Below are 22,944 nucleotides of genomic sequence, written 5' to 3'. Positions count from 1 at the left end.
CAGTAGGTGACCTGACGCCCCGGTGGCGCACGGACCTGCACGGATACGGTTCCAGCCGGTTCCGTGGGCAGGACGACGGACCCGTCGCCGGGCGGGACCGTGGGGTCGAGCGGGTGGGTGGGGCGGACCGTCCCCGGGATCAGGCGGCGCTGCCGGCCCCTGGCTCGACCTGCTCGACGGCCAGCAGCTCCCACAGGCCGGTGATCTGCAGCGGGCGGATGACGGCCCGGTTGGAGGCGAGCACGCGCAGGCGTGAGCCCTCCTCGTCGGCCCGGCGGTGCGCCGCGGCCAGCACGCACAGGCCGGCGGAGTCGAGGAACGTCACCGCGTCGAGGTCGACGACCAGCTCGCGGGCGCCGCTGGCGAAGGCGTCGTCGACGGCCTCCCGGAGCGCGGGGGCGGTCGAGGAGTCGACCTCACCGGCCACGGTGAGGCGGACGGAGGAGGCGGAGCCGGCGACGTCGATGGAGACGAGTTCCTCGCCGGGCGGGATGGAGGTAGCGGTCACGGTACGCCTCTCGGTGGAGAGCGAACCCGTACGGAGAGCCCCGGGGTCGAACAGCCGGGGCACGGTGCGGAGTCCGGCACTGGGCCACGGCTGACTGTTGAACCGCTGTACCGACCGTAGGGATCCGCGCGCCGAGAATCAAGGGCCGGGTGCGGCTACGCGGCCGCACCGCCCCACCGGCGAGGGCGCGGCGACGGGGATACTGGGGGTCGTGTCGACGCGGTTGATGGTGTGGGGCGGGGTCTGGGCAGTCGTCTCGGTGGCGGCCTTCCTCCTCCTCGACCCCGTGCTCGCCGCCTTCATCGCCATCCTCGGTCTGTGCGGCTGGGTGGTCGCGCTGCTGGCCTCGGACTGGGAGCACCACGCCACCTTCGAGCAGCGCGAGCTCGCCCGGGCCCGCCGGCGGGCGGCCCACTGGGAGAAGAACGCCGACGCCCGCGCCCGCGATCGCGCCCGGTGGGAGGCCCACCAGCAGCGCAAGGCCGGCCGCTCCCCTCGCTGAGCCCGACCCTCGGCCCGGAAAACCGGTCGACGGTCCGACGACCCTCCCCTACCGTTGCGCCCATGCGGTCCTGATCTCGCCCTGAGCGACACGCACCGCGGGTCGAGCCCCGGGCTCCCCGCCGTCGCGCCGGCCGTCCGCGGGCGCACCCCACCCCTCGCACACGGCTGCGCCCACCCGGCGCGGCCCTGCCCTCCTCCGGAGGTCTGCCTTGTCACGCCCACACCGACCCCTCGACGGCGCGGCCGCCACCGCCCGCGCCCAGCTCCCGGGGACCGAGGCCGCCGGCTTCGACCGCCTCGCCTCCGCCGTCCTCGCCCTGCCCGGTGCCGCGCTCGGGGCCACGCTCCGCGCCCAGCTGCCCGGCACGGCCGGCATCCGCTGGCTGCGCCAGGAGGGCCTGCCCCCGACGGCGAGGGCCGGCGCCCTCACCGCCGAGCAGTGGCTGTCCCTGTACCGCTGCTGGGCCGGCACCCGGCACGCGCCGACCGCCGGTGTGCCGGCCGGACGGGGTGGGGGCCGGCCGTCCGCCCACGGTCACGCGCCCGGGGCGATGGCGGTCCCGCGCTGGGGACAGTAGGTCGGCCCCGTCCTCCCTTCGCCGGCCCGGGCCGGGGCCCGGGACGGGACCACGGACCCGCTACCGAGGGACGCGCCGCCGGTCCGGCAACCGGGCCGGCGGCGTGCTCGGCGCGGCCCGGCACGGCAGCCCGCGGGGGCGGTCAGGGCGCGACACCGTCCTCGGCGGCGAGCACCTCGGCGCGGTCCGGGTCGGCGAACGCCTCGGCCAGCGCCTGCCGCAGCGGCCAGGCACCGGCCCGCCAGGCCAGCGCCCGGCCGAGGGCGGCCGGCGTCCCGTCGACGTGGTCGACGTCGGCTCCGGGCCACCACGACACCACCCGGCCGCCGGCGCGCAGCGGGTCGTGGACGGCCACCTCGCTGCCGACCGCGTCCAGCCCGGCGCGGCCGAGTCGACCGGCGGCCACCGCTGCCCCCGGCACGTCCGCCCAGGCCACCCGTCGCACCGGGCGGCTCTGCACCGCCGCGCGTACCACCTCGCCGGCCAGCGGCAGGTCCAGCAGGTCGGCCACCGGCCCCGGGGCACCGCCGGCCGGCACCAGCGGCCGGTCGACCAGTGGCTGTAGCCACGGCACGTCCAGCACCACGGCGTCCTCCGCCGGCACCACCCGGTCCGGAGCCACCCGCACGCGGTCCGGCGGGTCGACGTCCACCCCGTCCAGGGCTTGGGCGAGGCGGGCGTACACGCTCCGCAGGACCGCCGCGGGCACCGTCCACCGCGGGTGTCCCAGGCGGTCGAGGAGGTCCAGCGCCCCGTCGACGTCGGCGAGCACGTCGGCCAGCGTCGACGGCGGCCGCAGCAGGTCCAGCAGGGCCGCATCGACCCACGCCGGTTCGTACAGTCCCTGTAGCTCCGTGCTGTCGGGGTGCCGCACGCGGTCGGGACGGCGTCCGTCGAGCACCGGGTGGGTGGACAGCCACCACCGCAGGTAGCCGGGCACCGCGACGCCGTCGAGCAGCACGTCGGCCCAGGCCCCGGCCGGCAGCGCCGCCGACAGGGGCAGGGCCCGCGGCCAGTCGGCGACCAGCTCCAGGTCGCGGACGGCGGTGACCGCCGGCCAGGACGGCGGCGGCGCCCCTGGCGGCAACCGGTCGAGGACGGCCTCGACCCAGTCCTGGGCGCCGTCGACGTCGAGGTCGTCGGGGTCCTCGGCGGCAACGAGCGCGAAGCCGTCCAGCACTCCGACCGCCCGCAGCACGGCGGGATCCGCCTCGACGGCCGGGTCCAGCGTGCCCAGCGCCCCGTCGGCGAGGACGGCGGCGAACGGCGAGCCGGACACCACCAGCTCACCCGCCGGCGCCCAGCCCCCGTCGGCGTCGGGCAGCGCCAGCTCGGCCAGCCACGGCAGCTCCCCCGGAGCGGTGCCGGCCGCCGCGACCAGCGCGAGGACGGCGGTGGCGAAGGCGGCCGGGTCGGCGTCGGCGTCCCAGCCCTCCTCCACCGCGTCGACGGACGCCTCGACCGCGGCCCGCACCCCCGGGTCGGCGAGCACCGCCGCGGCGGTCGCGGGCCGGGCGCCCAGCCGTTCCAGGAGCCGGCGGGCCGGTGCCGGCTCCACCGCGAGGGGGTCGGCCACCCGCAGCCCCAGCGGGCCCAGCTGCCGCACCGGCAGGCCGGCGTGGGGCAGGAGCACCCCGGCGGGGCCGTGCGCGGTGCGGCCGTCGGCGAGCGGCACGGGCAGGGCGGCCAGCTCCTCCCGCTCGGCGCCGTCGAGGGCCACGTACAGCTGCGCCCACCACGGGGCCGGCCGGTCCACGCCGCGGACCGCCTCCACCGCCTCCGCCGTCCCCACCCGCCGCACGCCCAGAGCCGCCAGCGCCGGGGCATCCGTGCGGCGGGACCAGTCCGCGGGCAGCAGACCCGGGACGACGTCGGCCAGCGCGGCCACCCGGGCGCCGGTCGCCTCGGCCAGCACCGCGGCGCGGTCGGGCGGCTGCCGGTCGTCCCGGCGGCCGGCCACCGGCAGCCACGGGACCGTCCGCAGCCGGTCCAGGACCGCGGTGCCCAGGGCCGCGTCCAGCTCCGCGCCGGCCAGTCCGACCCGGGGCACGAGGGCGAGCACCGACGCGTCGGGCGGCAGCGCGGCCAGCAGCTCGGCGTAGGCGTCGGCGGCGACGTCGACGAGGGCGTCGGTGACCGGACCGGGCAGCACGTGCCGCCGGTCGGGCCCCAGCGGGAAGGGGGCGATCAGCCGGGCGGGGAGGGTGAGCGGCTCGTCGCTGGGGGTGGGTGCGTGCACCCGCTGCGGCAGGGGCAGCGTCAGGGGTCGCCCCTCGTCGTCCAGGGGGACCGCCCAGGTGACCGTGTAACCGCGGCGGGCGCGCTCCTCGACCGGCCGGTCGGCGAACAGCGGCGCCGGGAGCTCGCCGGTGCGCCGCATCAGCCGCCACGTCGTCGTCCGGGAGCCGTCGGTGAGGTCGGCCTCCGTGCCGCGGTCCCGGACCGCGAGGGTGCGGGTCGCCCCGTCGACGACGACGTCGACGGCGGCGAGTCCGGGCAGGGCCAGCAGCAGCTCCGGGTCCAGCTCCGCCAGGGCCGCGCGGACGGCGTCCCGGGAGCCGGCGCGCAGCGGCAGCACCACCTCGGTCGCGAACCCCTCCGGCGGGGAGCCGGTCGCCGGCCACGGCAGCCGCAGCACCGGCACCCCGCCCTCGCGCCGGGCCGCCTCCTCGGCCAGAGCCGGGACGCGGGCCACCTCCGCGCGCGTGCGGGCGGCGCTGAACGCGACGCCCCCGGTCGTCGAGTGCAGCTCCGGCTCGTCGCACACCGTCAGCACGGCGGCGAAGCCCACCCCGAAGCGGCCGGTGGTCCAGGACGTCGGCCTCCCCGCGACCCCGGACCGGCCGACGGTGGTCCCCGTCCCGTCCCGCTTCGCCGAGGCGCGCAGCGAGGCCAGGCCCTCGACCCCGACGGCGTCCAGCGGGGCCCCGGTGTTGGCCGCCCGCAGCACCCCGCCGCCCGCACCGTCGTCGGAGAGCTCCAGCCGCAGCCGGCCGGGGAACCCGGCCCGCAGCGCGGCGTCGGCCGCGTTCTGGGCCAGCTCGACCAGCAGGCGGTCCCGGTAGCCGCCGCGGACGAGGTCCTCCTCGGCGTTGGCGTCCTCGCGGAAGCGGGCCGGGGCGTCGGTCCAGGCGGCGAGCACCCGCCGCCGGAGCCCGGCGGTGGCGAAGGGGTCGGACACGCCGGTCAGCATGGCAGCGGGGCATGGGACCGGCCCTCCAGCGGGTACCGCACGTGCGTGAGCGAGCGTGCGAGCTCACGCGATGACACAGCAGCGCCGCGAACGCGGCGACGAGCGTCAGCGAGGAGCATGCGTGAGCGAGATCGACGTCTCCCGGTACCGGCTGCAGGCCCTCCCCGACGACGACACCGACGAGGACTGGGACGACGACGGCGAGCTGTTCGGCCCGGACGGCAACCGCGTCGAGACCTGGCGCGAGGGCTACCCGTACACCGAACGGCTGCCGCGGCGGGAGTACGAGCGAGAGAAGCGCCGGCTGCAGATCCAGCTGCTGCGCCTGCAGGGCTGGGTGAAGGACACCGGGCAGCAGCTGGTGATCCTGTTCGAGGGGCGCGACGCGGCCGGCAAGGGCGGCACGATCAAGCGCTTCACCGAGCACCTCAACCCCCGCGGGGCCACCGTCGTCGCGCTGGACAAGCCCTCGGAGCGCGAGCAGACGCAGTGGTACTTCCAGCGCTACGTGCAGCACCTGCCGGCCGCCGGCGAGATCGTGCTGTTCGACCGCTCCTGGTACAACCGCGCCGGCGTCGAGCGGGTGATGGGCTACTGCACCGACGAGCAGTACCAGCGGTTCATGCGCCAGACGCCGGAGTTCGAGCGGATGCTGGTCGACAGCGGCATCCACCTGGTCAAGTTCTGGTTCTCGGTGTCCCGGCGCGAACAGCGGACCCGGTTCATCGTGCGGCGGATCGACCCCGTGCGGCAGTGGAAGCTCTCCCCCACCGACCTGGCCTCCCTGGACCGGTGGGACGACTACACCGCCGCCAAGGAGGCGATGTTCGCCGTCACCGACACCGAGCACGCCCCGTGGACGGTCATCAAGAGCAACGACAAGAAGCGGGCGCGGCTCGAGGCGCTGCGCTACGTGCTCTGCTCGCTCCCCTACGCGGGCAAGGAGGAGGCCGTCGTGGGTCAGCCGGACCCCAACATCGTCGTCGCCGCCGCCGACGTCCTGGAGTCCGACCGGGAGGCCCTGGAGCGCGAGGACCTCGTGCCCGCGCGCTGAGCACGGACGACGACGGGGCCGCCGCCGGGGAGGAGTCCGGCGACGGCCCCGTCAGGGGTGGTCGGTCAGGGCTGACCGACGATGTCCCCGCTCTCCCCGGAGTAGTCCCACTCCATCCGCGACTCCCAGCCCTTGGTGGCCGTCGAGTAGGCGGCCATCTCGCCGGACTCGGCGATGAACGGGTCGTCGGGGCCGCTGGTGCTGGCCTGCGGGTTGAGCATCAGCGGCCGCTCGAGGTCGGTGTTCCAGGCCGCGGACATCAGGTTGGCACGGGTCAGCCCGCCCTCCATCCCCGCGGCGTCCTCGAGGTTGGCGACGATCAGCTGGGCCCAGCCGTAGCCGTCGAGGGCGTTGCCGAACCGGGCGAGGTCGGCCTCACCGGCGGCCTCCATGTCGGCCAGGTACTCCTGCATGGCGGGGTCCGAGTCCCAGCGCGTGTCCGACGGGTCCTTGCGGAACAGCGGGGCGACGACGCCCTCGCCGGCCGGGTCGGACGGCGTGATCCACTGCGCGGCGCCGTTCGCCGACGAGTTGAGCACGACCAGGCCCTCGTAGCCGGCCCGCGCCAGGCCGGTGATGAACCCGGGCGCGTAGTTGGGCAGGGCCTCGAGCACGATCGCGTCGGGCTGACCGGCGACGGCGGCGGAGATCTGCGCGTCGATGTTGGTCGCGCCGGCCGGGATGGTCTGGTCCGGCTGCACGGTCAGCCCGGCCTCCTCGGCGAGGCCCGGCAGCGCCGCGTGGAAGTCCTCGCTCAGCGCGTCGGAGCCCTTGATCTCGGCGAGCGAGCCGCCGGGCACCTGCTCGGCGATGTAGTCGACGATCGCCTTGGCCTCGACCGGCGCCGGCGGGATGCCGTTGACCGTCCACTCGTGCTCGGTGGGGTTGGTGAACGCCGGGCCGGTGGTGATGGTCCACAGCTGCGGCACGCAAGCCTGCTCGTAGATCGGCTGGGTCGCGCTGATCTGCGGGGTGCCGACCTGGGCCAGGTTGGCGAACACCTGGTCCTCGCCGACGAAGGCCTGCGCGTTGGTCACCGCGCGGGCGGCGTCGTAGGCGTCGTCCTTGGCCACGAGCTCCAGCTGGTGGCCGTCGATGCCACCGGCGGCGTTGACCTTCTCGAAGTAGGCGGTGATGCCGGCGACGTTCGCCGCGCCGCCGGAGGCGAGCGGACCGCTGAGCGGCTGGCTGGTGCCGATCCGGATCGGCTCGCCGTCGGCGAGCCCGGTCGTCGCCTCCTCCGGGCAGGCGGAGGTGTCCACGACGAACTGGCCCTCGGCGTTGGTCTGTCCCCCGCCGCCACCCCCGGCGTTGCCCTCGCTGCGGCTGTCGCCACAGGCGGCCACCCCCAGCAGCAGCAGGCCGGCACTGGCCACCGCCATCGAACGGGACCTTCTCGTCATCGAGTTCTCTCCTCCTGGCTGGCGCCACGGGCGTGGGTCAGGCCCCGGGCGGGCTGCCCGGGGTCGTCGGACGGGTCGTGCTCGGCGGCGGGCGACGGGTGCCCGCCGATGGCCGGGGTGGGGCCGGCCAGTCCTCCGTCGGGCGCACCCGGCGTGGTGTCGCTGCCGGGCTGGCGCGCTCCGGTCGCCGGCGGCAGCGCGACGGCGGCCGCCTCCGGCGGGACGATGACGAGGTAGCGGGTGCGCAGCCGCGTCAGCAGCGGCACCAGCCCCGACGGGACGAAGTAGATGAAGACGATGAGGACGACGCCGTAGATCACGTTGGCGAACAGCCCCGGCTGGTCGGTGAGGCTGCGCAGCAGCGGGATCTGCCCGGCCCACTCGGCGGTGTAGTACGGCAGGAACACCATCGCCAGACCGCCGAGCCACGCCCCGGAGACCGTCGCCGCGCCGCCGAGCACCATCGCGGTGATGAACAGCAGCGTGATGGTGAACCCGACCGTCGTGGGGCCGACGATCGGCGTGGTCAGCAGGTAGAGCGAGCCGCCGACCGCGCCGTAGAGCGCGCTGACGGCGAACGCCACCGTCTTGACCTCCGCCGGCCAGACACCGGAGATCGCCGCGGCGGTGCCGTTGTCCCGCAGCGCCACCATCGCCCGGCCGACCCGGCTGCGCACCAGGCCGGTCGCCAGCCAGAACAGCACCCCGGCGACGGCGGCCATGACGAGGAACATCCAGCCGCGGTCGGAGACGTCGAGGCCGAACCAGGCCGGCTTGTCCCAGGCGATCTGCACCGTCTTGCCGGCGACGCCACCGGTGCCCAGGGCGATCCCGACCGGCTGGCTGACCACGACCGGGAAGGCGACGCCGACGGCGAGGGTGATGACCGCGAGGTACAGCCCGTGCAGCCGCAGCGCCGGCACGCCGACGACGAACCCCAGCGCCAGGCCGAGCAGCGCGGCCACCGGCACGGTCGCGGCCCAGGCCCAGCCGTGGTCGGTGACCAGGATGGCCGTGGCGTAGGCGCCGATGCCGAAGAAGGCACCGTGGCCGAGGGAGACCTGGCCGGTGAAGCCGGTGACCAGGTTCAGCCCCAGCACCGCCACCGCGTAGGCGATGACCAGGCTGAACTGGCCGATCCGGAAGTCGCCGACCAGCAGCGGCAGGGCCAGGACCACCAGCGCGGCCAGCAGCAGGCCGGTGCCCTGCCAGAGCCGGTGCGCCCGTGAGCCCTCGAGGACGACCTTCGCGCTCACACCGTCACCTCGCCGGCGCTCGGCACCGGCGTGCGCAGGGCTGCTCTGCCGATCGATGAGCTCGCGAGCTCGCTCATACCCGCTCCAGGGTCTTGGTCCCGAACAGCCCCTGCGGCCGGACGAGGAGGACGACGAGGACCACCAGCAGGGCGATGACCAGGCTCAGGTCGCCCTCGATGACGGTGAACAGGCCGGGCACGAACGCCATGACCAGGCCGAGCACGAGCCCGCCGACGGCGGCGCCCGGCACGCTGTCGAACCCACCGAGGGTGGCCGCGGCCAGGCCGAAGATGAGGATCGCGCCCATCGAGTTGAAGTCCAGGGCGCCGGCGGTCTCGGCGACCAGCGCGGCCGCGAGGGTGCCGAGGGCCGCGGCGATGCCCCAGCCGAACATGTACATCCGGCCGACCGGGATGCCCATGACCTCCGCGGCCTCGCGGTTGGCCGCGACCGCCCGGTAGCCCAGGCCCAGCTTGGTCTTCTCCAGCAGCAGCCACAGGCCCAGCAGCAGCACGACAAGGACGGCGAGGACGCCGATCGACACGTGGGTGACGAAGAACGGCGGAGCACCGTCGATGACGTCGACCTTGTCCTCGATGCCGCCGGGGAACGGTCGCGGCGGCGCCACCGGGGAGGTGCCCCAGATGATGGCGACGCCGGCGTTGATGACGAGGAACAGCGCCAGCGTCGCCAGGATGACGGGGAAGATGCCCCGCCGCTCCAGCGGCCGGATCAGCCCGCGCTCCAGGCCCGCGCCGACGGCGAACGAGAGCACCAGCGCGAGGCCGATGGCCAGCCACACGTTCACGCCGTGCCGGGTGAGCTCGAACACGGCGAAGGCGCCGAGGGTGGCCATCTCGCCCTGGGCCAGGTTGATGTGGCTGGTCGTCTTGTAGACCAGCACGATCGCCAGGGCCACCAGCGCGTAGAGCGCGCCGTTGGTCAGCCCGCCGGTGAGCAGTGTGAGCAGGTAGGCGGGGTTGTCGATGTTGGGTGACACGTCGGGACCCCCTCAGTAGCCCAGGTAGGCGCGGCGCATGTCCTCGTTGCCGCGGACCTCGTCGGCGCTGCCGGACAGCACGATCGACCCGGACTCGAGCACGTGGCCGCGGGTGGCGAAGGAGAGCGCGAGCTCGGCGTTCTGCTCGACGATGAGCATCGCCACCGACTCCTCGCGGTTGATCGCCTCGAGCTGGGCGAACAGCCCGCGGGTGATGATCTGGGCCAGGCCCAGGGAGGGCTCGTCGAGCAGCAGCAGCCGCGGGCGGGCCATCAGCCCCCGGGCGATGGCGAGCATCTGCTGCTCACCGCCGCTCATCCCGCCGGCCAGCTGGCTGCGCCGCTCGGCCAGGCGGGGGAAGACGTCGTACCAGCGGTCGATGTCGGCCTCGATGCCCTTGGTGTCCTTGCGGTTCCAGGCACCGACGCGGAGGTTCTCCTCCACCGAGAGGACGCCGAAGACGCCGCGGCCCTGGGGCACGTGCGAGATCCCCTGCCGCACGATCCACTCGGTGGGCTTCCCGGTGAGCTCGGTGCCGCCGAGACGGACCGAGCCGCGGGTGCCGACCATGCCGCAGATCGAGCGCAGCGTGGTCGTCTTGCCCGCACCGTTGGCGCCGAGCAGGACGACGACCTCGCCCTCGCCGACGGTCAGGTCGATGCCGCGGAGGACCTCCACCTGGCCGTAGGACGCGTGGACGCCGGACAGCTGCAGCAGCGGCTCAGCCATGTCGCTGCCCACCCACCCCGGCGCCCTCCCCGGCGGAGGTGTCGCTGCCCAGGTAGGCCTCGACGACCGCGGGGTCGCGCTGCACCTGGGCGGGGGTGCCGTCGGCGATCCGCCGTCCGAAGTTCAGGACGGTGACCCGGTCGCTGATGCCCATGACCATCTTCATGTGGTGCTCGACCAGCAGCACCGACAGCCCGAAGTCGTCGCGCAGCCCGCGGATGACCGCGGCGAGCTCGTCGACCTCGGAGTGGGTCAGGCCGTTGGCGGGCTCGTCGAGCAGCAGCAGTTTGGGCCGGGCGGCCATGGCACGGGCCAGCTCGATCCGCTTCATCGTGCCGAAGGGCAGCCCGGCCACCGGCCGCAGCGCGAGGTGGGCGAGGTCGAGCCGCTCCAGCAACGCCATCGCCTCGGCGCGGGCCGCGGAGTCGTTGCGCCGGGTGCCCAGCCGCAGCGCGGACCGGATCCAGCCGCCCCGCCCGCGCGAGTGCGCGCCGACGGCGATGTTGTCCAGCACCGTCATGGTCGGGAACAGCGCGATGTTCTGGAACGTGCGCGCCACCCCGACCTCGGCGATGCGGTGGGGGGGCAGCCGGAGCAGGTCGGTGCCGTCGAGCAGCACCCGGCCGGAGCTGGCCTCGTAGACCCGGCTGACGACGTTGAACATCGTCGTCTTGCCCGCGCCGTTGGGGCCGATCAGGCCGCAGATGCTGCCGCGGGGCACGTCGAAGGACAGCCCGTCGAGGGCGACCACGCCGCCGAAGCGGACGCTGACGTCCTCGACCCGGAGCAGCGGGAGGTCCTCCTCGCCGCGCCGCGCAGCCGCCGTGGCGGCGGTCGCACCGGTCATCGCGTCACCGCCAGCGGAGGAAGCCCATGCCGCAGCCGGTGCCCGCCGCCGTGCGGTAGCACGGGGCGTACTCCGACCACGCGACCTCGCGGTCGTGCATGGCGCCGGCGACGGCCACCCAGTTGCGGATCTCCGAGGAGCCGGCGTGCAGCAGCTCGTCGGGGATGCTGCGCAGCGACTCGGCGTCCCGGGCGGCGATGCCGTCGAGGACGCGGCGGTCCAGCTCCTCGTCGACGACGAAGTGCGACAGCCCGCCGGAGGCGACGAGGACGACCCGCGCCTGGACCGGGGAGGCCTCGATGGCCGCGCCCAGCGCCCTGCCGAAGTCGTGGCAGCGCTTGGCCGAGGGCTGGTTGGGCGGGTAGTAGGTGTTCAGCATGACCGGCACGACGGGGACGTCGGTCCGCTCACCGAGCAGCCGCTGGATGATGAAGCCGTAGGCGTGGCCGAAGCCGTGGCCGGGCGGGGTGCTGGCGACGCTGGCGACGTCGAACTCGCGCGCGACCAGACCCGTGATGGCGTCGAGGGCCAGCTGCGGGTGTCCGTCGAACTTGTGGACGGCGTCCATGGCGTAGCCGGTCTTCACCGCCTCGAAGAACTCCCCGGGCGGGGCGCCCTCCATCGTGCCGGTCTCCCACGTGTCGCCCCAGAAGATCGCCATGGAGGGCTGGTTGGTCGCGTCGAAGACCTCCTCCTGGTCGTCACCGACGACCACGAGCACGTCGGGCCGCAGCTCCGCGAGGTCGGCGGCCAGCCGGTCCATGCCCTGCAGGCAGGCGGTGTAGCGCTGCTCCCACACCTCGTCGGTGAGCTCGGCGGCGTAGCGCTCCCCCACCGCGGCCGACAGCTCGTCGAAGGTGACGTGCCGGCCGGCGTTGTCGTGGAGCTCCTTGTTGGTGCGGTCCTGCGCCGCCCGCTCCCGCCACAGGCGCGGGTTCGTGAGCAGCATCGGGCTGTGCGAGGTGCCGATCGCCCCGACGATGGTGGCCATCAACGCTCCTTGGTGGGTCGAGGTGCCCGGCGTCGCCGGGCGTTGGGGTACCGGGCACGCCGCGGCCGGCCGCCGGTGCGGCGGCCGGCCGGGCGGCGGAGGTCAGTCGGCGACCTGCTTGCCGGTCACCGGGTGCACGTAGTGGAACGGCATCGTCTCGGTGTTGGGGAACATCGCCCAGTCGGCGACGATCTCGTCGGGGCCGTGCGGGTCGGTCGGGTAGGTCTCGGTCAGGTAGCCCTGGTACTCGACCGGGCAGCGTGACCAGCCCTTGTCGAAGTCGCCCTGCCAGAACGACCGCATGTTGAGCAGCCGGATCCGCCACTCGCCGTCCTGCTTGACGTACTCGTTCTCGTAGATGCCGCCCTCGAACCACTGGCGGAAGCCGGGCACGGTCTCGTGCGTGCCGGCCTGCATGACCGAGCGGAACCGGGCCTTGGCCGACCGGCCGTCCTCGGAGAGCGTGATGATGCCCTGCATCTGCGGGTGGTCGAGCAGGCGGCCGTAGCGCGGACCGTTGTGGCCGTCGGCGAACTTGGTCATGAAGCGGCCGGTGTAGAGACGCCTGACGCCCTCCTTGCCGCGGAAGACGCCGTGCAGGAAGCGGACCTCGGCGCCCTCGTCGGCGAAGAGCTCGACGACCTCCTCGTAGTAGGTCTTGTCGAGGTAGTAGCCGTACGTGTACTGCAGCCGCCGGATCGCCTCGATGTCCTCGGCCCGGGTGAGCCGGTTCTCCAGATCCGCGATCCGCGCCTCGAGGGCGGCCACCTGGTCAGTCATCTCGCTCCTCCGCGTCGTCCGCCGCCACTGCCGCAGGTCGCGGAGGGGGCAAGCGGCAACGTATGCGTGATGCTGGTCACCGTCAACGATTCGACAAACGTTTCCGCCAGGCGCAAGACCACGGACCACCCCCGGAGCCGTCGTCGACCGCCGAATCAGCACGACATCGCAGGTCAGCGACGTGCCGGTCGCGCGGTGTCGCCCGATCGGGCGACGACGCCGACTTGATGCGCTTCCTTGACGGGAGGCATCCGTGGTGCCAGCCTCCCATCCGGTCCGCCCGCCGGCCGGCGCCGTCGGCGCGCCCGCGGGCCGGCACCGGGCTCGAACCCGGGCGACGGGCACCGGGGCCCGGCCGAGGAAGGGGAACGCGCATGCTCATCGACGCCGCCGCGAAGCTGGAGCCGGGGGCACTGCGGTGCCCCTTCCCCGCCTACGCGGAGCTGCGCGAGCGGGGGGTCACCTTCGTCGAGGCGGCCAACGCCTACCTGGTCACCCGGGCCGAGGACATCGACGCCGTGCTGCGCGACCACTCGGCCTTCAGCTCGCGCAACGCGATCGGCGCCCCGCCGATCCCGCCGGACAGCGAGATGGCCAAGCGGGTGCCCTTCCTGCTGCTGTCCGACGAGCCGGAGCACTCCGAGCGCCGCAGGCTCGTGCAGCGTGCCTTCACCCCGAGCCGGCTGGCGAGGTTCGAGCCGCGCATCCGGGAGCTGTGCACCGACCTCGTGGAGCAGATGCGCGGGCGCACCGAGGTCGAGTTCATGGCGGAGTTCGCCGTCCCGCTGCCGATCGCGGTCATCACCACCGTGCTCGGCGTCCCCGGTGAGGAGACCGGCTCCTTCCGCCGGCTGTCGGAGGAGCTGGCCGCCACCGTCGGCAACCACGCCGCCGACCCCGCCGACATCGTGCGGATCGCCGAGGAGTTCGCGACACTGCTCGCCCCCTCGCTCGAGGCCGCCGCGGCCGCCGAGGAGGAGGACACGATCCTGTCCACCATCGCCGCCGCCGAGCGCACCGCGGGCCTGCCCCGGCACGACTCCACCCGGTTCGTCATGGAGCTGCTGATCGCCGGCAACGTGACCACGACCGACCACATCGGCAACAGCATGGTGCTGCTGGCCCGCGACCCCGAGCTCGCCGACCGGCTGCGCACCGACCCGTCGCGGCTGTCGTACTTCATCGAGGAGTCGCTGCGGCTCGAGTCGCCCATCCAGGGGCTGTTCCGCATCACCACGCGGGACACCGAGGTCGGCGGGGTGCCCATCCCGGCCGGCTCGCGGGTGCAGGTGATGTACGGCTCGGGCAACCGCGACGCGGCACTGGTGGAGCGCCCCGACGAGCTCGACCTCGCCCGCCGGGCCCCCTCGGCCCACCTGGCCTTCGGCAAGGGCGTGCACTCGTGCCTGGGCAACATCCTGGCCCGGCTGGAGAGCCGGGTGGCGCTGGAGACGCTGCTGGGCAGCACCAGCCGGATCGAGCTGGCGGTCGGCGCCGACGCGATCGACTACCTGCCGAGCTTCGTCAACCGCGGGCCGCACTCGCTGCCGCTGCGGCTGACCTGGTGAGCACCGCAGTCATCACCGGCGGGGCCCGCGGCATCGGCCGGGCCCTGGCCGAGCGGCTGCACGCCGACGGTCACCGGGTCACCGTCCTGGACGTGGTCGAGCCCGACGACGACGCGGCGACCGACTGGATCCGCTGCGACGTCACCGAGCCCGACCAGTTGCAGGCGGCGATGTCGACCGTGGCCGGCCGGGCCGGGGGCATCGACGTCCTGGTGAACAACGCCGGGCTCATCTCCCCGCGCCGGCCGTACCTGGAGTCGGGCAAGGAGGAGCTGCTGCGGTACCTGACGGTCAACGCCGTCGGGTACGCGCTCGCCACCCAGGCCGCCCACCCGCACCTGGTGGCCAGCGACCGCGGCTGCGTGGTCAACGTGGCCTCGCGGACGTTCTTCACCGGCAGCCCGGGACAGCTGGCCTACGTGGCGAGCAAGGGCGCCGTCCTGGGCATGACGCGGGTGCTGGCCAAGGAGCTGGGGCCGCACGGCGTCACCGTCAACGCGGTCATGCCGGGGCAGGTCGCCACCCCGGGGACCGAGCAGTACAACTCCGAGGAGGACTTCGACCGCACGATGGCCCAGCAGGCCATCCGGCGGCGGGTCCGGCCCGAGGACCTCGCCGGTCTCGTGTCGTTCCTGTGCGGGCCCGACGCCCGCATGGTCACCGGCCAGACGATCGTCTGCGACGGCGGCGGCTACCTGCACTGAGCGGGGGCGGCCATCCCCGCCCCCTCGGGCTCCTGTCGGCGCAGCCGTTCGACATGACGGAATGATCGGCGATCATTGGATCGCGCTGCGGGACGTCGGTTAGCGTTCGGTCCGGACGGTGCGCCCCGTCACAGCGTCGTGGGTCGCCGTCCGCCGAGAGGAGACCCCGTCCGATGCCGCACCGGCTCCGCACCACCGCCGTCCTGACCGGCGCCGTCCTGCTCGTCACGTCCTGCGGGGGCGGGGACGACGGCGACACGCCCCAGGCCACCGGGGAGGGCGGCCTCACCACGATCACGGTCGCCGACACCGCCGGCGCCCCGCTGAACTTCCTGACCTACGGGCAGCAGCAGGGCCACTTCGAGGACGCCGGCCTCGAGCTGGACATCAGCGCCTCCACCGGCGGCGCCACCGTCATCCCGCAGCTGGTCCAGGGCGACCTGGACGTCGCCGGCTCCAACGTGGTGTCGGTCCTCGTCGCGGCCGAGCAGGGTCTGCCGCTGCGCATGGTCGCCGGCGGCACCAGCACGTCGGAGGACCCCGAGCAGGACTTCTCGGCGCTCATGGTGCCCGCCGGCAGCCCGGTCACCGGGATCGGCGACCTCGAGGGTCAGCGCATCGCGGTCAACACCCTGCGCAACATCAACGACATCGTCCTGGGCTCGATGCTCGAGGAGGCCGGGCTGGCCTACGACAGCGTCGAGTTCGTCGAGCTGCCCTTCCCGGACATGGCCGCGGCCGTGCTGAACGGCGACGTGGCGGCCGCGATGGTCATCGAGCCCTTCGTGACCGCGGCCGAGCAGCAGGGCCTGCAGATCGTCGGGCGCCCGTACTCCGACCTGCGGCCGGGGCTCCAGATCGGCACCTACGTGATGAGCGCCCAGGCGGTCCAGGAGCGCCCGGAGGTGGCCGAGGCCTTCCTCGCGGGCGTGCAGGCCACCGCCGACGACATCCGCGAGGACCCGGAGGCCTTCCGCGCGGCCCTCACCGAGATCAGCGACACCCCGCCGGAGCTGGCCGAGAAGGTGCGGATCAACCTCTGGCAGGGGGCCACCGACACGGAGTCCCTGGAGCTGATCCAGGGCCTCATGGTCGAGTACGGCCTCATCGAGGCGCCGGTCGACCTCGACGAGATCGTGGTCGGGTGACCGGGGTGAGCACGCGTCGGATCGAGACCCAGGTCGCCGTCGTCGGCGGCGGGCCGGTCGGGATGGGCCTGGCGATCGCGCTGGGCCAGCGCGGCATCCGGTGCGCCGTCCTCGAGCGTCGCGCCGAGCCGCAGCCGGTGCCGAAGGGCCAGAACCTCACCCAGCGGACGATGGAGCACATGCGGGCGTGGGGGGTCGAGGACCGCGTCCGGGCCGGCCGCCTCATCCCCGCGGGCCAGGCGATCGGCGGCATCACCGCCTACGGGTCGCTGCTCGGCGAGTACTCCTACGAGTGGCACCGGCGCGCCGCCGTCCGCCGGTTCTACGCGGCCGACAACGAGCGCCTCCCGCAGTACGCCACCGAGCGGGCGCTGCGGGCCCGCGTCGCGGAGCTGCCCACCGTGTCGGTGCACTACGACTGGCGCGCGGAGGACGTGACGCAGGACGACGCGGGCGTCGTCGTCCGTGCCCGCGGGGCGTCGGGCGAGGTGCTGGAGGTCGCCGCCGAGCACGTGGTCGGCTGCGACGGCAGCCGGTCGACGGTCCGGGAGGCCGCCGGGATCACCCAGACCGGGACCGACCACGAGCAGATGATGGTCCTGCTCGTCTTCCGGTCCGCGCAGCTCGACGGGCTGCTCGAGCGGTTCCCGGGCACCTCCTACTTCAACGTCCTGAACCCGGAGCTCGAGGGCTACTGGCAGTTCCTGGGCCGCGTCGACGCGCGGGAGACGTGGTTCTTCCACGCGCCGGTCGACCGCGCGGTCGCCGACCCCACCACCGACTTCCGGCCGCTGGTCTGGCGGACCGTCGGTACGGAGTTCGACGTCGAGGTGCAGCACGTCGGGTTCTGGGACATGCGGTTCGCGCTCGCCGACCGGTACCGCGCGGGCCGGGTGTTCATCGCCGGCGACGCCGCGCACAGCCACCCGCCCTACGGCGGCTACGGCATCAACACCGGCTTCGAGGACGCCGCCAACCTCGCCTGGAAGCTCGGGGCCACGCTCGAGGGCTGGGCGGGTCCCGGCCTGCTCGACTCCTACGACGCCGAGCGGCGGCCGGTCTTCGCGTCGACGCGGGACGACTTCATCGCCCGGTCCATCGAGGTCGACCGGGAGTTCCTCGCCTCCCACGATCCCGCCACCGACCGGCCCGGCTTCGAGGCGGCGTGGGAGGCACGCGCGACGGGCGCGCCCGCGGAGGTCGACGCGTACGAGCCCCACTACGAGGGCTCCCCCGTCGTCGCCGGGGACGGCACCGGCAGTCCCAGCGCCCAGGGCGGCCACCAGACCCGCGCCCGTCCCGGGCACCACCTGGCGGCCCAGCCGGAGGGGACGGGCACCGACCTGTTCGACCGGCTGACCGACGGCTCCTTCGTGCTCCTCCGCGGCGCACCGGAGCAGGACGGGCTCGTCGCCGCCGCGGAGCGCGCCGCGGTCCCGCTGCGGGTCGTGGACGTCGACCGGGCGGTCCGCGACGCCTACGGCGCCGACCTCGTGCTGGTCCGGCCCGACCAGTACGTCGCCTGGGCCGGGGACCGGTGCGACGACCCCGACGGCGTGGTCGCCACCGTGACCGGTCGCGCCAGGCGCTGACCGGCACCCCCGGGGGGGGGGGGGGGGGGGGGGGGGGGGGGGGGGGGGGGGGGGGGGGGGGGGGGGGGGGGGGGGGGGGGGGGGGGGGGCTGCGGGCCGCGGCCCCGCCCCCCCCGGCCGCCCGGCGGGCCCCCCCCCCCCCCCCCCCCCCCCCCCCCCCCCCCCCCCCCCCCCCCCCCCCCCCCGCGGCGCCCCCCCCCCCCCCCCCCCCCCCCTGGGGTGCCACGACCGCCGCCCCTCGGGGCCCCCGACCGGGCGGGCCGAGCGGAGCGGGGTCAGCGGGGCAGGCCGAGCGCGCGGGCGACCAGGTTGCGCTGGATGTCGTTGGTCCCGCCCGAGACCACCATCATGATCGACAGCCGCAGGGACTCCTCGAACGTCTGCGGCGCCCCCGCGTTGGGACCGTCGGCCAGCGCCGCGGCGGGGCCCAGCAGGCCGAGCACGGCCTCGCCGAAGTCCTCCTCGAGCTCACTGCCGATGATCTTGGCCATCGCGGCGGCCGCCGGGTCGCTGCCGGCCCCCAGTGCACGCCGCGTGCTGGACGCCACCAGGGCCCGGGCCGCCTGCAGCCGGACCGCGAGCCCGGTGAGGGTGGCCCGCGCCGCGGAGCCGCGCTCGCCGGCCACCGCGGGGTCGGCCCGCAGGACGCCGAGCAGGTCGTCGAACAGCCGCAGCAGGCGGGCCGTCCCCGACGCGATGTGGATGCGCTCGTGCGCCAGCGCCTCGGTGAGCACCCGCCAGCCCGCGCCCGGCTCGCCGACCCGGGCGGAGTCCGGCACCCGGACCTCGTCGAGGAACGTGGTGCAGGAGATCTCCCCGCCCAGGGAACGGTGCTCCTGGATGCTCCAGCCGGGCAGCCCGACCGGGAAGCAGAACACCGTGATGCCCGCGTGCGCCCGGGCCTCGGGATCGGTGCGCGCGGCCAGCCAGACCCACTCGGCCCGGTGGGCGCCGGTGCCCCACATCTTCTGACCGTCGACCACCCAGTCCCCGCCGTCCCGGCGCGCGGTGGTGCGCAGGTGGGCGAGGTCCGAGCCGGTCTCGGGTTCGGAGTAGCCCAGGTAGAACGGCATCCGGCCCCGGCTGATCAGGGGCAGGAACCGCTGCTTCTGCTCCGGCGTCCCGTGCGCGGCGATCGACGGGCCGAGCATCGCCGCGGCCACCCGCGCGCCCCGCGCCAGGCCGGCGTAGGTGAGCTCCTCCCCGATCGCGACCTGCTCGGCCGGGCCCGCCGCCCGGCCGCCGAACTCCCGGGGCAGGCCGGGTGCCAGGTAGCCGGCGTCCCCCAGCAGGTCCAGCAGCGCGGGGTCCTCCCCCGTCAGCCCGTCCGGCACCCGCTCGGCGATGAACGCACGCACCTCGGCGCGGGCGGCCTCGGCCTGCTCCCCCAGGTCCAGCGGCGGCAGCCCGGCACCGGAGGCCAGCAGCACGTCGGCCGGCTCCCCGCCGACGGCCGGCAGGGCGGCGAGCCGGGCGACGTCGGCGTGCACGCGGCGGAACAGCCAGGGCGCCTCGTGCTCCTCGAAGTAGCCGACCGCGGCGAGGGTGTGGTGCGCGCCGAACTGCACGCGGGCCGCGGTGGCCGTGGCGTGCGCGACGGCGAGCTCGGCGGCCAGCACCCAGGTCGGGTCCCCGGCCAGGCCCAGGCGCACCGCCTCCTCGGCCAGCGCCGCGAAGGCGGCTGCGTCGATGGCGCCGTCCACGCACCGGTGCGAGACCGCCTGGAAGGCACCGATCGGCCTGCCGAACTGGTGCCGGAGGCCGGCGTGCGCGAGCGCCAGCTCCGCCGAGCGCCCGGCCGCGCCGTACGCGCGGGCGGCCAGCGCCAGCCGCAGCACCGTCCGGGCCGCCTCCGCCTCGGCGGCGGTCACCGGCACGGCCACCCCGCCGGGGGCCAGGTCGACGTCGGACCACGCCGGCGCCGGCGTCCCCTCGGTGGGGCGGACGGCGGCGATCGGCACCAGCCGGGCCTCGCCGTCGGCTGCCGGGACCAGCAGGACGTGCGTCGCGGCCGTCGCGGCCTCGACGAACCGCACGGTGCCCGTCGCCGACTCCGCGGCCGCGACCACCGGGCGGACCCGCCCCTCGGCGACGTCGGCGGCCAGGTCGGCCCCGAGGAGTCGGGTGGCGACGTAGACGTCGGCCAGCGGCAACGGGCAGGCCAGCCGGCCCAGCTCACCGGTGAGCGCGAGCAGCGCGTCGAGGGCCCCCTCGCCGCCGAGCTCGGTCCAGCCCTGCCGGACGGCGACGTCCCAGGCGGCCCGCAGCGCGGCGTCCCCGGCGTCCGGGCGCCCCGCGGCCTGCGGGGCGTCCCAGGCTCGCTGCAGCGCGCCGGCGACGGTGGCCCGCAGGTCCGCGAGCTCCTCGACGGCGAGCGCCGTCATGCCCCCTGCGGTCCCTTCCAGCGGCTGAACACCGTGCGCGCGTTGTGCTCGAAGACGGCCGCGCGGTCGGCGTCGGTCAGCGTGTCGATCCCCTCGATGACCGGCTTGAGGTCGTCGAAGGGCCGCCCGGTGTCCGGGTCGGTCACCGAGCCACTGCCCGGCCGCTCGGTGCCGAACAGGCAGCGGTCGGGGCCGACGGTGGCGAACAGGTAGGCCAGCGACGCCTGGTCGTACAGGACCGTGTCGAACCACAGCCGCCGCAGGGAGACCTCGAACCGCTCCTCCAGGACGTCCCTGCCCAGGCCGGGCGCCTGGCGGGCGGCCTTCCAGCGGCCGATCTGGTACGGGATCGACCCGCCGCCGTGCCCGACGATGATCTTGAGGTCGGGGAAGTCGAGCAGCGTCCGGGAGCGCATCAGCGAGAGGACGGCGATCGACTCCTCGGTGATGAAGTGGTCGCTGTAGACCTCGCGGCCGTTGTAGCAGCCCGCGGAGTGGATCAGCGCCGGGACGTCGAACTCGACCAGCTTCTCCCACAGCGGGTACCAGAACTCGTCGCCGAGGGTTGGGGTGTCCCCGCCGGTGCCCTCGTACGGGTCGGGGTTGAGGCTCACGCCGATGAAGCCGAGGTCCTCCACGGCGCGGGTCAGCTCGTCGAAGCAGGACTCCACCGGCGCCCCGGCGCACAGGGGGAGCCCGGCCACCCCGGCCAGCCGGTCGGGGTGCAGCGCCACGGAGCGGGCGATGACGTCGTTGTTGGCGCGGATCCAGCGGTGCACGATCTCGGCCGGCTTGGCCGAGTGCATTTGCTGGAACGGCCGCGGCGAGATGAACTGCACGTCGGTGCCGACGCCGTCCATGATCGCCACGTTGCCCGCCGCCGCCTGGGCGAGGGACTCGTCGGTGGTCTTCGGCGGGTCCTGGTGGTAACCCCCGCTGCCGAGCAGCTGGGCCCGGTAGGCGTAGAACACCTCGGGCGCGACGACGTGGGCGTGGGCGTCGATGATCACGAGCTCTCCTCGGTCACGTAGGCGATGACCTCGCACTGGACGTGGAAGGCCGGCGGCAGGTCACCGGGGACGGTGTGCCGCGCGGGGCGGGCGGCGGGGTCGGGGAACATCGCGAGCCAGTGCTCGTCGATGGCGGCGCGCGCCGAGCGGTCGCGCACGTGGAAGGTCAGCTTGGCGACGTGGTCGGTGGTCGCACCGCCGGCCGCGAGCACCCGCCGCAGGTTGGCGAAGACCAGCGCCACCTGGGCGGCGACGTCGTCGGGGAGCTCGCCGGTGGCGGGGTCCTGGCCGAGGATGCTGCTGGAGACCAGCAGCGGCCCCACCCGGCTCGCCATCGGGATGGGGACGCCGCCGTGGTGCAGGCCCTCGACCTCGACCGACCGTCTCACCGCGCGCCTCCCGGCAGGCCGAACAGCTCCAGCGTGGTCGCACCGGCGCGCAGCTGGTCCATCGCGTCGGCCTCCTTGCGCTCCCGCGCCTCCCCGGCGGCGACGGCCGCCTCGGCGGCGTCCGCCGGGACGACGACCACCCCGTCGGCGTCACCGACGACGAGGTCACCGGGCGAGACCAGGACGTCGCCCAGCCGCAGCCGGCCGCCGATCGCGCCGGGCCGCAGCGGGTCCTTGAGCGTGCCGCGGATGCAGGTGCCGGTGCTGAACACCGGGAAGCCGAGCCGCTGCATCTGCACCGCGTCGCGCACGCAGCCGCTGATGACCAGGCCGGCGAGGCCGCGCGCCTGGGCGGCGGTGGCCATGACCTCGCCCCAGTAGCCGAAGTCCTCCCCCGTCCCGACCTCGACGACCAGCACCTCGCCCGGGGCGGCGCTGTAGAGGGCACGGTGCAGCCACAGGTTGTCGCCGTCGGGGCAGAGCACGGTCGCGGCGGGGCCGGCGACCGGCGGCTGCTCCCGGTACAGGGCGCTGATCGACGACGGCAGCGCGCCGACGCGGCCGGCGGCCTCGTGCACGGTGGAGGCGCCCAGGTGCGCCGCCCGCGGGACCAGGTCCGCGCTCCAGGCGCTCACCGGTCCCCGCTCGCGCGCTGCAGCTCGTGGTACCCCTGCGCGGCCCGGGCGTCGCGCAGGCTGCTGCCGGCGAGCGCGGCGGCGAGGATGGCGCCCTCGCGCTCCTCGATCTCCCGGGCGACGGCGAGCACCTCCTGCTCGTACTCGACCGGGATCACGACCACGCCGTCGTCGTCGCCGACCAGCAGGTCTCCGGCGCGGACGCGGATGCCCGCGACGCTGACCGGGGTCCCGACGTCGGAGACGGTCACGCGGTCCTTGCCGGTGCGCATGAACCAGCCCCGGCTGTAGACGGGGTAGCCGATGTCGCGGGCGCGGTGCACGTCGCGGCAGACGCCGTCGATGACCGTGCCGGCCACGCCGCGGGAGGAGGCGACCGCGGTGAGGATGTCCCCCCACACGGTGCAGTCCTCGCGGCCGCCGTTGTCGATCACCACGACGTCCCCCGGCGGGACGTCGTCGATGAAGTCGCCGACGGTGCCCGGCGGTCGGCCGGTGGCCACGTACCGGACCGTGAAGGCGCGGCCGAGCAGTCGCTGCCCGGGGGCCAGGGGCTTGACGCCCTGGCAGGCGGTGGGCAGGGCCAGGCGGTCCATGGCGTCGGACAGCGCGGCGGTGGGCAGCCCGGCGAACTCGGTGGCGGGCAGCAGCTCGCTCATGGGGTGGGGCGC

Annotated in this window: 21 protein-coding genes; 7 read left to right on the top strand and 14 right to left on the bottom strand. The window is 75.1% G+C overall.

The features are described 5' to 3' along the window. Positions 1 to 139: 139 nt before the first annotated feature. Positions 140 to 508, bottom strand: a complete 369-nt coding sequence (locus ACI78V_RS08070; protein WP_456850318.1) for an STAS domain-containing protein — start codon at positions 506 to 508, stop codon at positions 140 to 142. Between the two features lie 211 nt (positions 509 to 719). Between ACI78V_RS08070 and ACI78V_RS08065 the strand changes: the two genes are divergently transcribed. Both ACI78V_RS08065 and ACI78V_RS08060 read left to right on the top strand, forming a co-directional pair. After that, on the top strand, positions 720 to 1,010 hold the full coding sequence (locus ACI78V_RS08065) for a hypothetical protein (protein ID WP_456850317.1): 291 nt from the start codon (positions 720 to 722) through the stop codon (positions 1,008 to 1,010). 211 nt (positions 1,011 to 1,221) lie between these two features. Then, a complete protein-coding gene (locus ACI78V_RS08060; protein WP_456850316.1) occupies positions 1,222 to 1,590 on the top strand; it encodes a hypothetical protein in 369 nt (122 codons plus the stop codon). 142 nt (positions 1,591 to 1,732) lie between these two features. On the opposite strand, the gene ACI78V_RS08055 is transcribed toward ACI78V_RS08060, so the two are convergent. Continuing rightward, the gene (locus tag ACI78V_RS08055; RefSeq protein ID WP_456850315.1) at positions 1,733 to 4,771 is read right to left on the bottom strand and encodes a sacsin N-terminal ATP-binding-like domain-containing protein; all 3,039 of its coding nucleotides are present in this window, start codon (positions 4,769 to 4,771) and stop codon (positions 1,733 to 1,735) included. Between the two features lie 133 nt (positions 4,772 to 4,904). Between ACI78V_RS08055 and ppk2 the strand changes: the two genes are divergently transcribed. After that, positions 4,905 to 5,837: a polyphosphate kinase 2 gene (ppk2, locus tag ACI78V_RS08050; RefSeq protein ID WP_456850314.1), complete on the top strand. Its 933-nt coding sequence runs from the start codon at positions 4,905 to 4,907 to the stop codon at positions 5,835 to 5,837. A 65-nt stretch (positions 5,838 to 5,902) separates the two neighbouring features. Here ppk2 and ACI78V_RS08045 read toward each other — a convergent pair whose 3' ends face one another. From ACI78V_RS08045 to ACI78V_RS08015, 7 genes are all read right to left on the bottom strand, one after another. Then, complete coding sequence (locus ACI78V_RS08045) at positions 5,903 to 7,240, bottom strand: ABC transporter substrate-binding protein (RefSeq protein WP_456850313.1); 1,338 nt, start codon at positions 7,238 to 7,240, stop codon at positions 5,903 to 5,905. Next, complete coding sequence (locus tag ACI78V_RS08040) at positions 7,237 to 8,496, bottom strand: ABC transporter permease subunit (protein ID WP_456850312.1); 1,260 nt, start codon at positions 8,494 to 8,496, stop codon at positions 7,237 to 7,239. Before ACI78V_RS08040 ends, ACI78V_RS08045 begins: the two co-directional genes overlap by 4 nt. Before the next feature lie 73 nt (positions 8,497 to 8,569). Further along, complete coding sequence (locus ACI78V_RS08035) at positions 8,570 to 9,496, bottom strand: branched-chain amino acid ABC transporter permease (RefSeq protein WP_456850311.1); 927 nt, start codon at positions 9,494 to 9,496, stop codon at positions 8,570 to 8,572. A gap of 12 nt (positions 9,497 to 9,508) precedes the next feature. After that, positions 9,509 to 10,225 (bottom strand): ABC transporter ATP-binding protein, encoded by a 717-nt coding sequence (locus tag ACI78V_RS08030; RefSeq protein WP_456850310.1) that lies wholly within the window; start codon positions 10,223 to 10,225, stop codon positions 9,509 to 9,511. After that, complete coding sequence (locus ACI78V_RS08025) at positions 10,218 to 11,072, bottom strand: ABC transporter ATP-binding protein (RefSeq protein WP_456850309.1); 855 nt, start codon at positions 11,070 to 11,072, stop codon at positions 10,218 to 10,220. The genes ACI78V_RS08030 and ACI78V_RS08025 overlap by 8 nt, the downstream gene beginning before the upstream one ends. 4 nt (positions 11,073 to 11,076) lie before the next feature. Beyond that, positions 11,077 to 12,063: a DODA-type extradiol aromatic ring-opening family dioxygenase gene (locus ACI78V_RS08020; RefSeq protein ID WP_456850308.1), complete on the bottom strand. Its 987-nt coding sequence runs from the start codon at positions 12,061 to 12,063 to the stop codon at positions 11,077 to 11,079. 102 nt (positions 12,064 to 12,165) lie between these two features. Further along, positions 12,166 to 12,843, bottom strand: a complete 678-nt coding sequence (locus ACI78V_RS08015) for a nuclear transport factor 2 family protein (protein ID WP_456850307.1) — start codon at positions 12,841 to 12,843, stop codon at positions 12,166 to 12,168. Positions 12,844 to 13,217: 374 nt separating this feature from the next. On the opposite strand from ACI78V_RS08015, the gene ACI78V_RS08010 reads away from it, so the two are divergent. The 4 genes from ACI78V_RS08010 (at position 13,218) to ACI78V_RS07995 (ending at position 17,855) form a co-directional block, all read left to right on the top strand. Beyond that, positions 13,218 to 14,411 (top strand): cytochrome P450, encoded by a 1,194-nt coding sequence (locus ACI78V_RS08010; RefSeq protein WP_456850306.1) that lies wholly within the window; start codon positions 13,218 to 13,220, stop codon positions 14,409 to 14,411. Beyond that, complete coding sequence (locus tag ACI78V_RS08005; protein ID WP_456850305.1) at positions 14,408 to 15,115, top strand: SDR family NAD(P)-dependent oxidoreductase; 708 nt, start codon at positions 14,408 to 14,410, stop codon at positions 15,113 to 15,115. The genes ACI78V_RS08010 and ACI78V_RS08005 overlap by 4 nt, the downstream gene beginning before the upstream one ends. A 173-nt stretch (positions 15,116 to 15,288) precedes the next feature. Next, a complete protein-coding gene (locus ACI78V_RS08000) occupies positions 15,289 to 16,263 on the top strand; it encodes an ABC transporter substrate-binding protein (RefSeq protein ID WP_456850304.1) in 975 nt (324 codons plus the stop codon). Beyond that, complete coding sequence (locus ACI78V_RS07995) at positions 16,155 to 17,855, top strand: FAD-dependent monooxygenase (protein ID WP_456850369.1); 1,701 nt, start codon at positions 16,155 to 16,157, stop codon at positions 17,853 to 17,855. Before ACI78V_RS08000 ends, ACI78V_RS07995 begins: the two co-directional genes overlap by 109 nt. A gap of 275 nt (positions 17,856 to 18,130) precedes the next feature. Here the strand turns inward: ACI78V_RS07995 and ACI78V_RS07990 are convergent, their stop codons facing one another. From ACI78V_RS07990 to ACI78V_RS07970, 5 genes are read right to left on the bottom strand one after another with little or no spacing between them, the layout of a single operon-like run. Further along, positions 18,131 to 20,239 carry an acyl-CoA dehydrogenase family protein gene (locus ACI78V_RS07990; protein WP_456850303.1) on the bottom strand — a complete coding sequence of 703 codons (2,109 nt, stop codon included), beginning with the start codon at positions 20,237 to 20,239 and terminating at the stop codon, positions 18,131 to 18,133. Beyond that, positions 20,236 to 21,249: an amidohydrolase family protein gene (locus ACI78V_RS07985; protein ID WP_456850302.1), complete on the bottom strand. Its 1,014-nt coding sequence runs from the start codon at positions 21,247 to 21,249 to the stop codon at positions 20,236 to 20,238. The genes ACI78V_RS07990 and ACI78V_RS07985 overlap by 4 nt, the downstream gene beginning before the upstream one ends. Then, a complete protein-coding gene (locus tag ACI78V_RS07980) occupies positions 21,246 to 21,638 on the bottom strand; it encodes a RidA family protein (protein WP_456850301.1) in 393 nt (130 codons plus the stop codon). The genes ACI78V_RS07985 and ACI78V_RS07980 overlap by 4 nt, the downstream gene beginning before the upstream one ends. Then, on the bottom strand, positions 21,635 to 22,273 hold the full coding sequence (locus ACI78V_RS07975) for an RraA family protein (RefSeq protein ID WP_456850300.1): 639 nt from the start codon (positions 22,271 to 22,273) through the stop codon (positions 21,635 to 21,637). The genes ACI78V_RS07980 and ACI78V_RS07975 overlap by 4 nt, the downstream gene beginning before the upstream one ends. Continuing rightward, positions 22,270 to 22,932 carry an RraA family protein gene (locus ACI78V_RS07970; protein ID WP_456850299.1) on the bottom strand — a complete coding sequence of 221 codons (663 nt, stop codon included), beginning with the start codon at positions 22,930 to 22,932 and terminating at the stop codon, positions 22,270 to 22,272. Before ACI78V_RS07970 ends, ACI78V_RS07975 begins: the two co-directional genes overlap by 4 nt. Between the last annotated feature and the right edge of the window lie 12 nt (positions 22,933 to 22,944).

Source organism: Geodermatophilus sp. SYSU D00742 (genome assembly GCF_054049935.1).
This window is presented reverse-complemented; position numbering and strand designations above follow the sequence as displayed.

Bases quoted from the DNA above. Each gene is read 5' to 3' on its own strand.
- ACI78V_RS07990 (WP_456850303.1), bottom strand. From the start codon at position 20,239: ATGACGGCGCTCGCCGTCGAGGAGCTCGCGGACCTGCGGGCCACCGTC.
- ACI78V_RS08020 (WP_456850308.1), bottom strand. From the start codon at position 12,063: ATGGCCACCATCGTCGGGGCGATCGGCACCTCGCACAGCCCGATGCTG.
- ACI78V_RS08025 (WP_456850309.1), bottom strand. From the start codon at position 11,072: ATGACCGGTGCGACCGCCGCCACGGCGGCTGCGCGGCGCGGCGAGGAG.
- ACI78V_RS08015 (WP_456850307.1), bottom strand. From the start codon at position 12,843: ATGACTGACCAGGTGGCCGCCCTCGAGGCGCGGATCGCGGATCTGGAG.
- ACI78V_RS08000 (WP_456850304.1), top strand. From the start codon at position 15,289: ATGCCGCACCGGCTCCGCACCACCGCCGTCCTGACCGGCGCCGTCCTG.
- ACI78V_RS08010 (WP_456850306.1), top strand. From the start codon at position 13,218: ATGCTCATCGACGCCGCCGCGAAGCTGGAGCCGGGGGCACTGCGGTGC.
- ACI78V_RS08045 (WP_456850313.1), bottom strand. From the start codon at position 7,240: ATGACGAGAAGGTCCCGTTCGATGGCGGTGGCCAGTGCCGGCCTGCTG.
- ACI78V_RS07970 (WP_456850299.1), bottom strand. From the start codon at position 22,932: ATGAGCGAGCTGCTGCCCGCCACCGAGTTCGCCGGGCTGCCCACCGCC.
- ACI78V_RS08030 (WP_456850310.1), bottom strand. From the start codon at position 10,225: ATGGCTGAGCCGCTGCTGCAGCTGTCCGGCGTCCACGCGTCCTACGGC.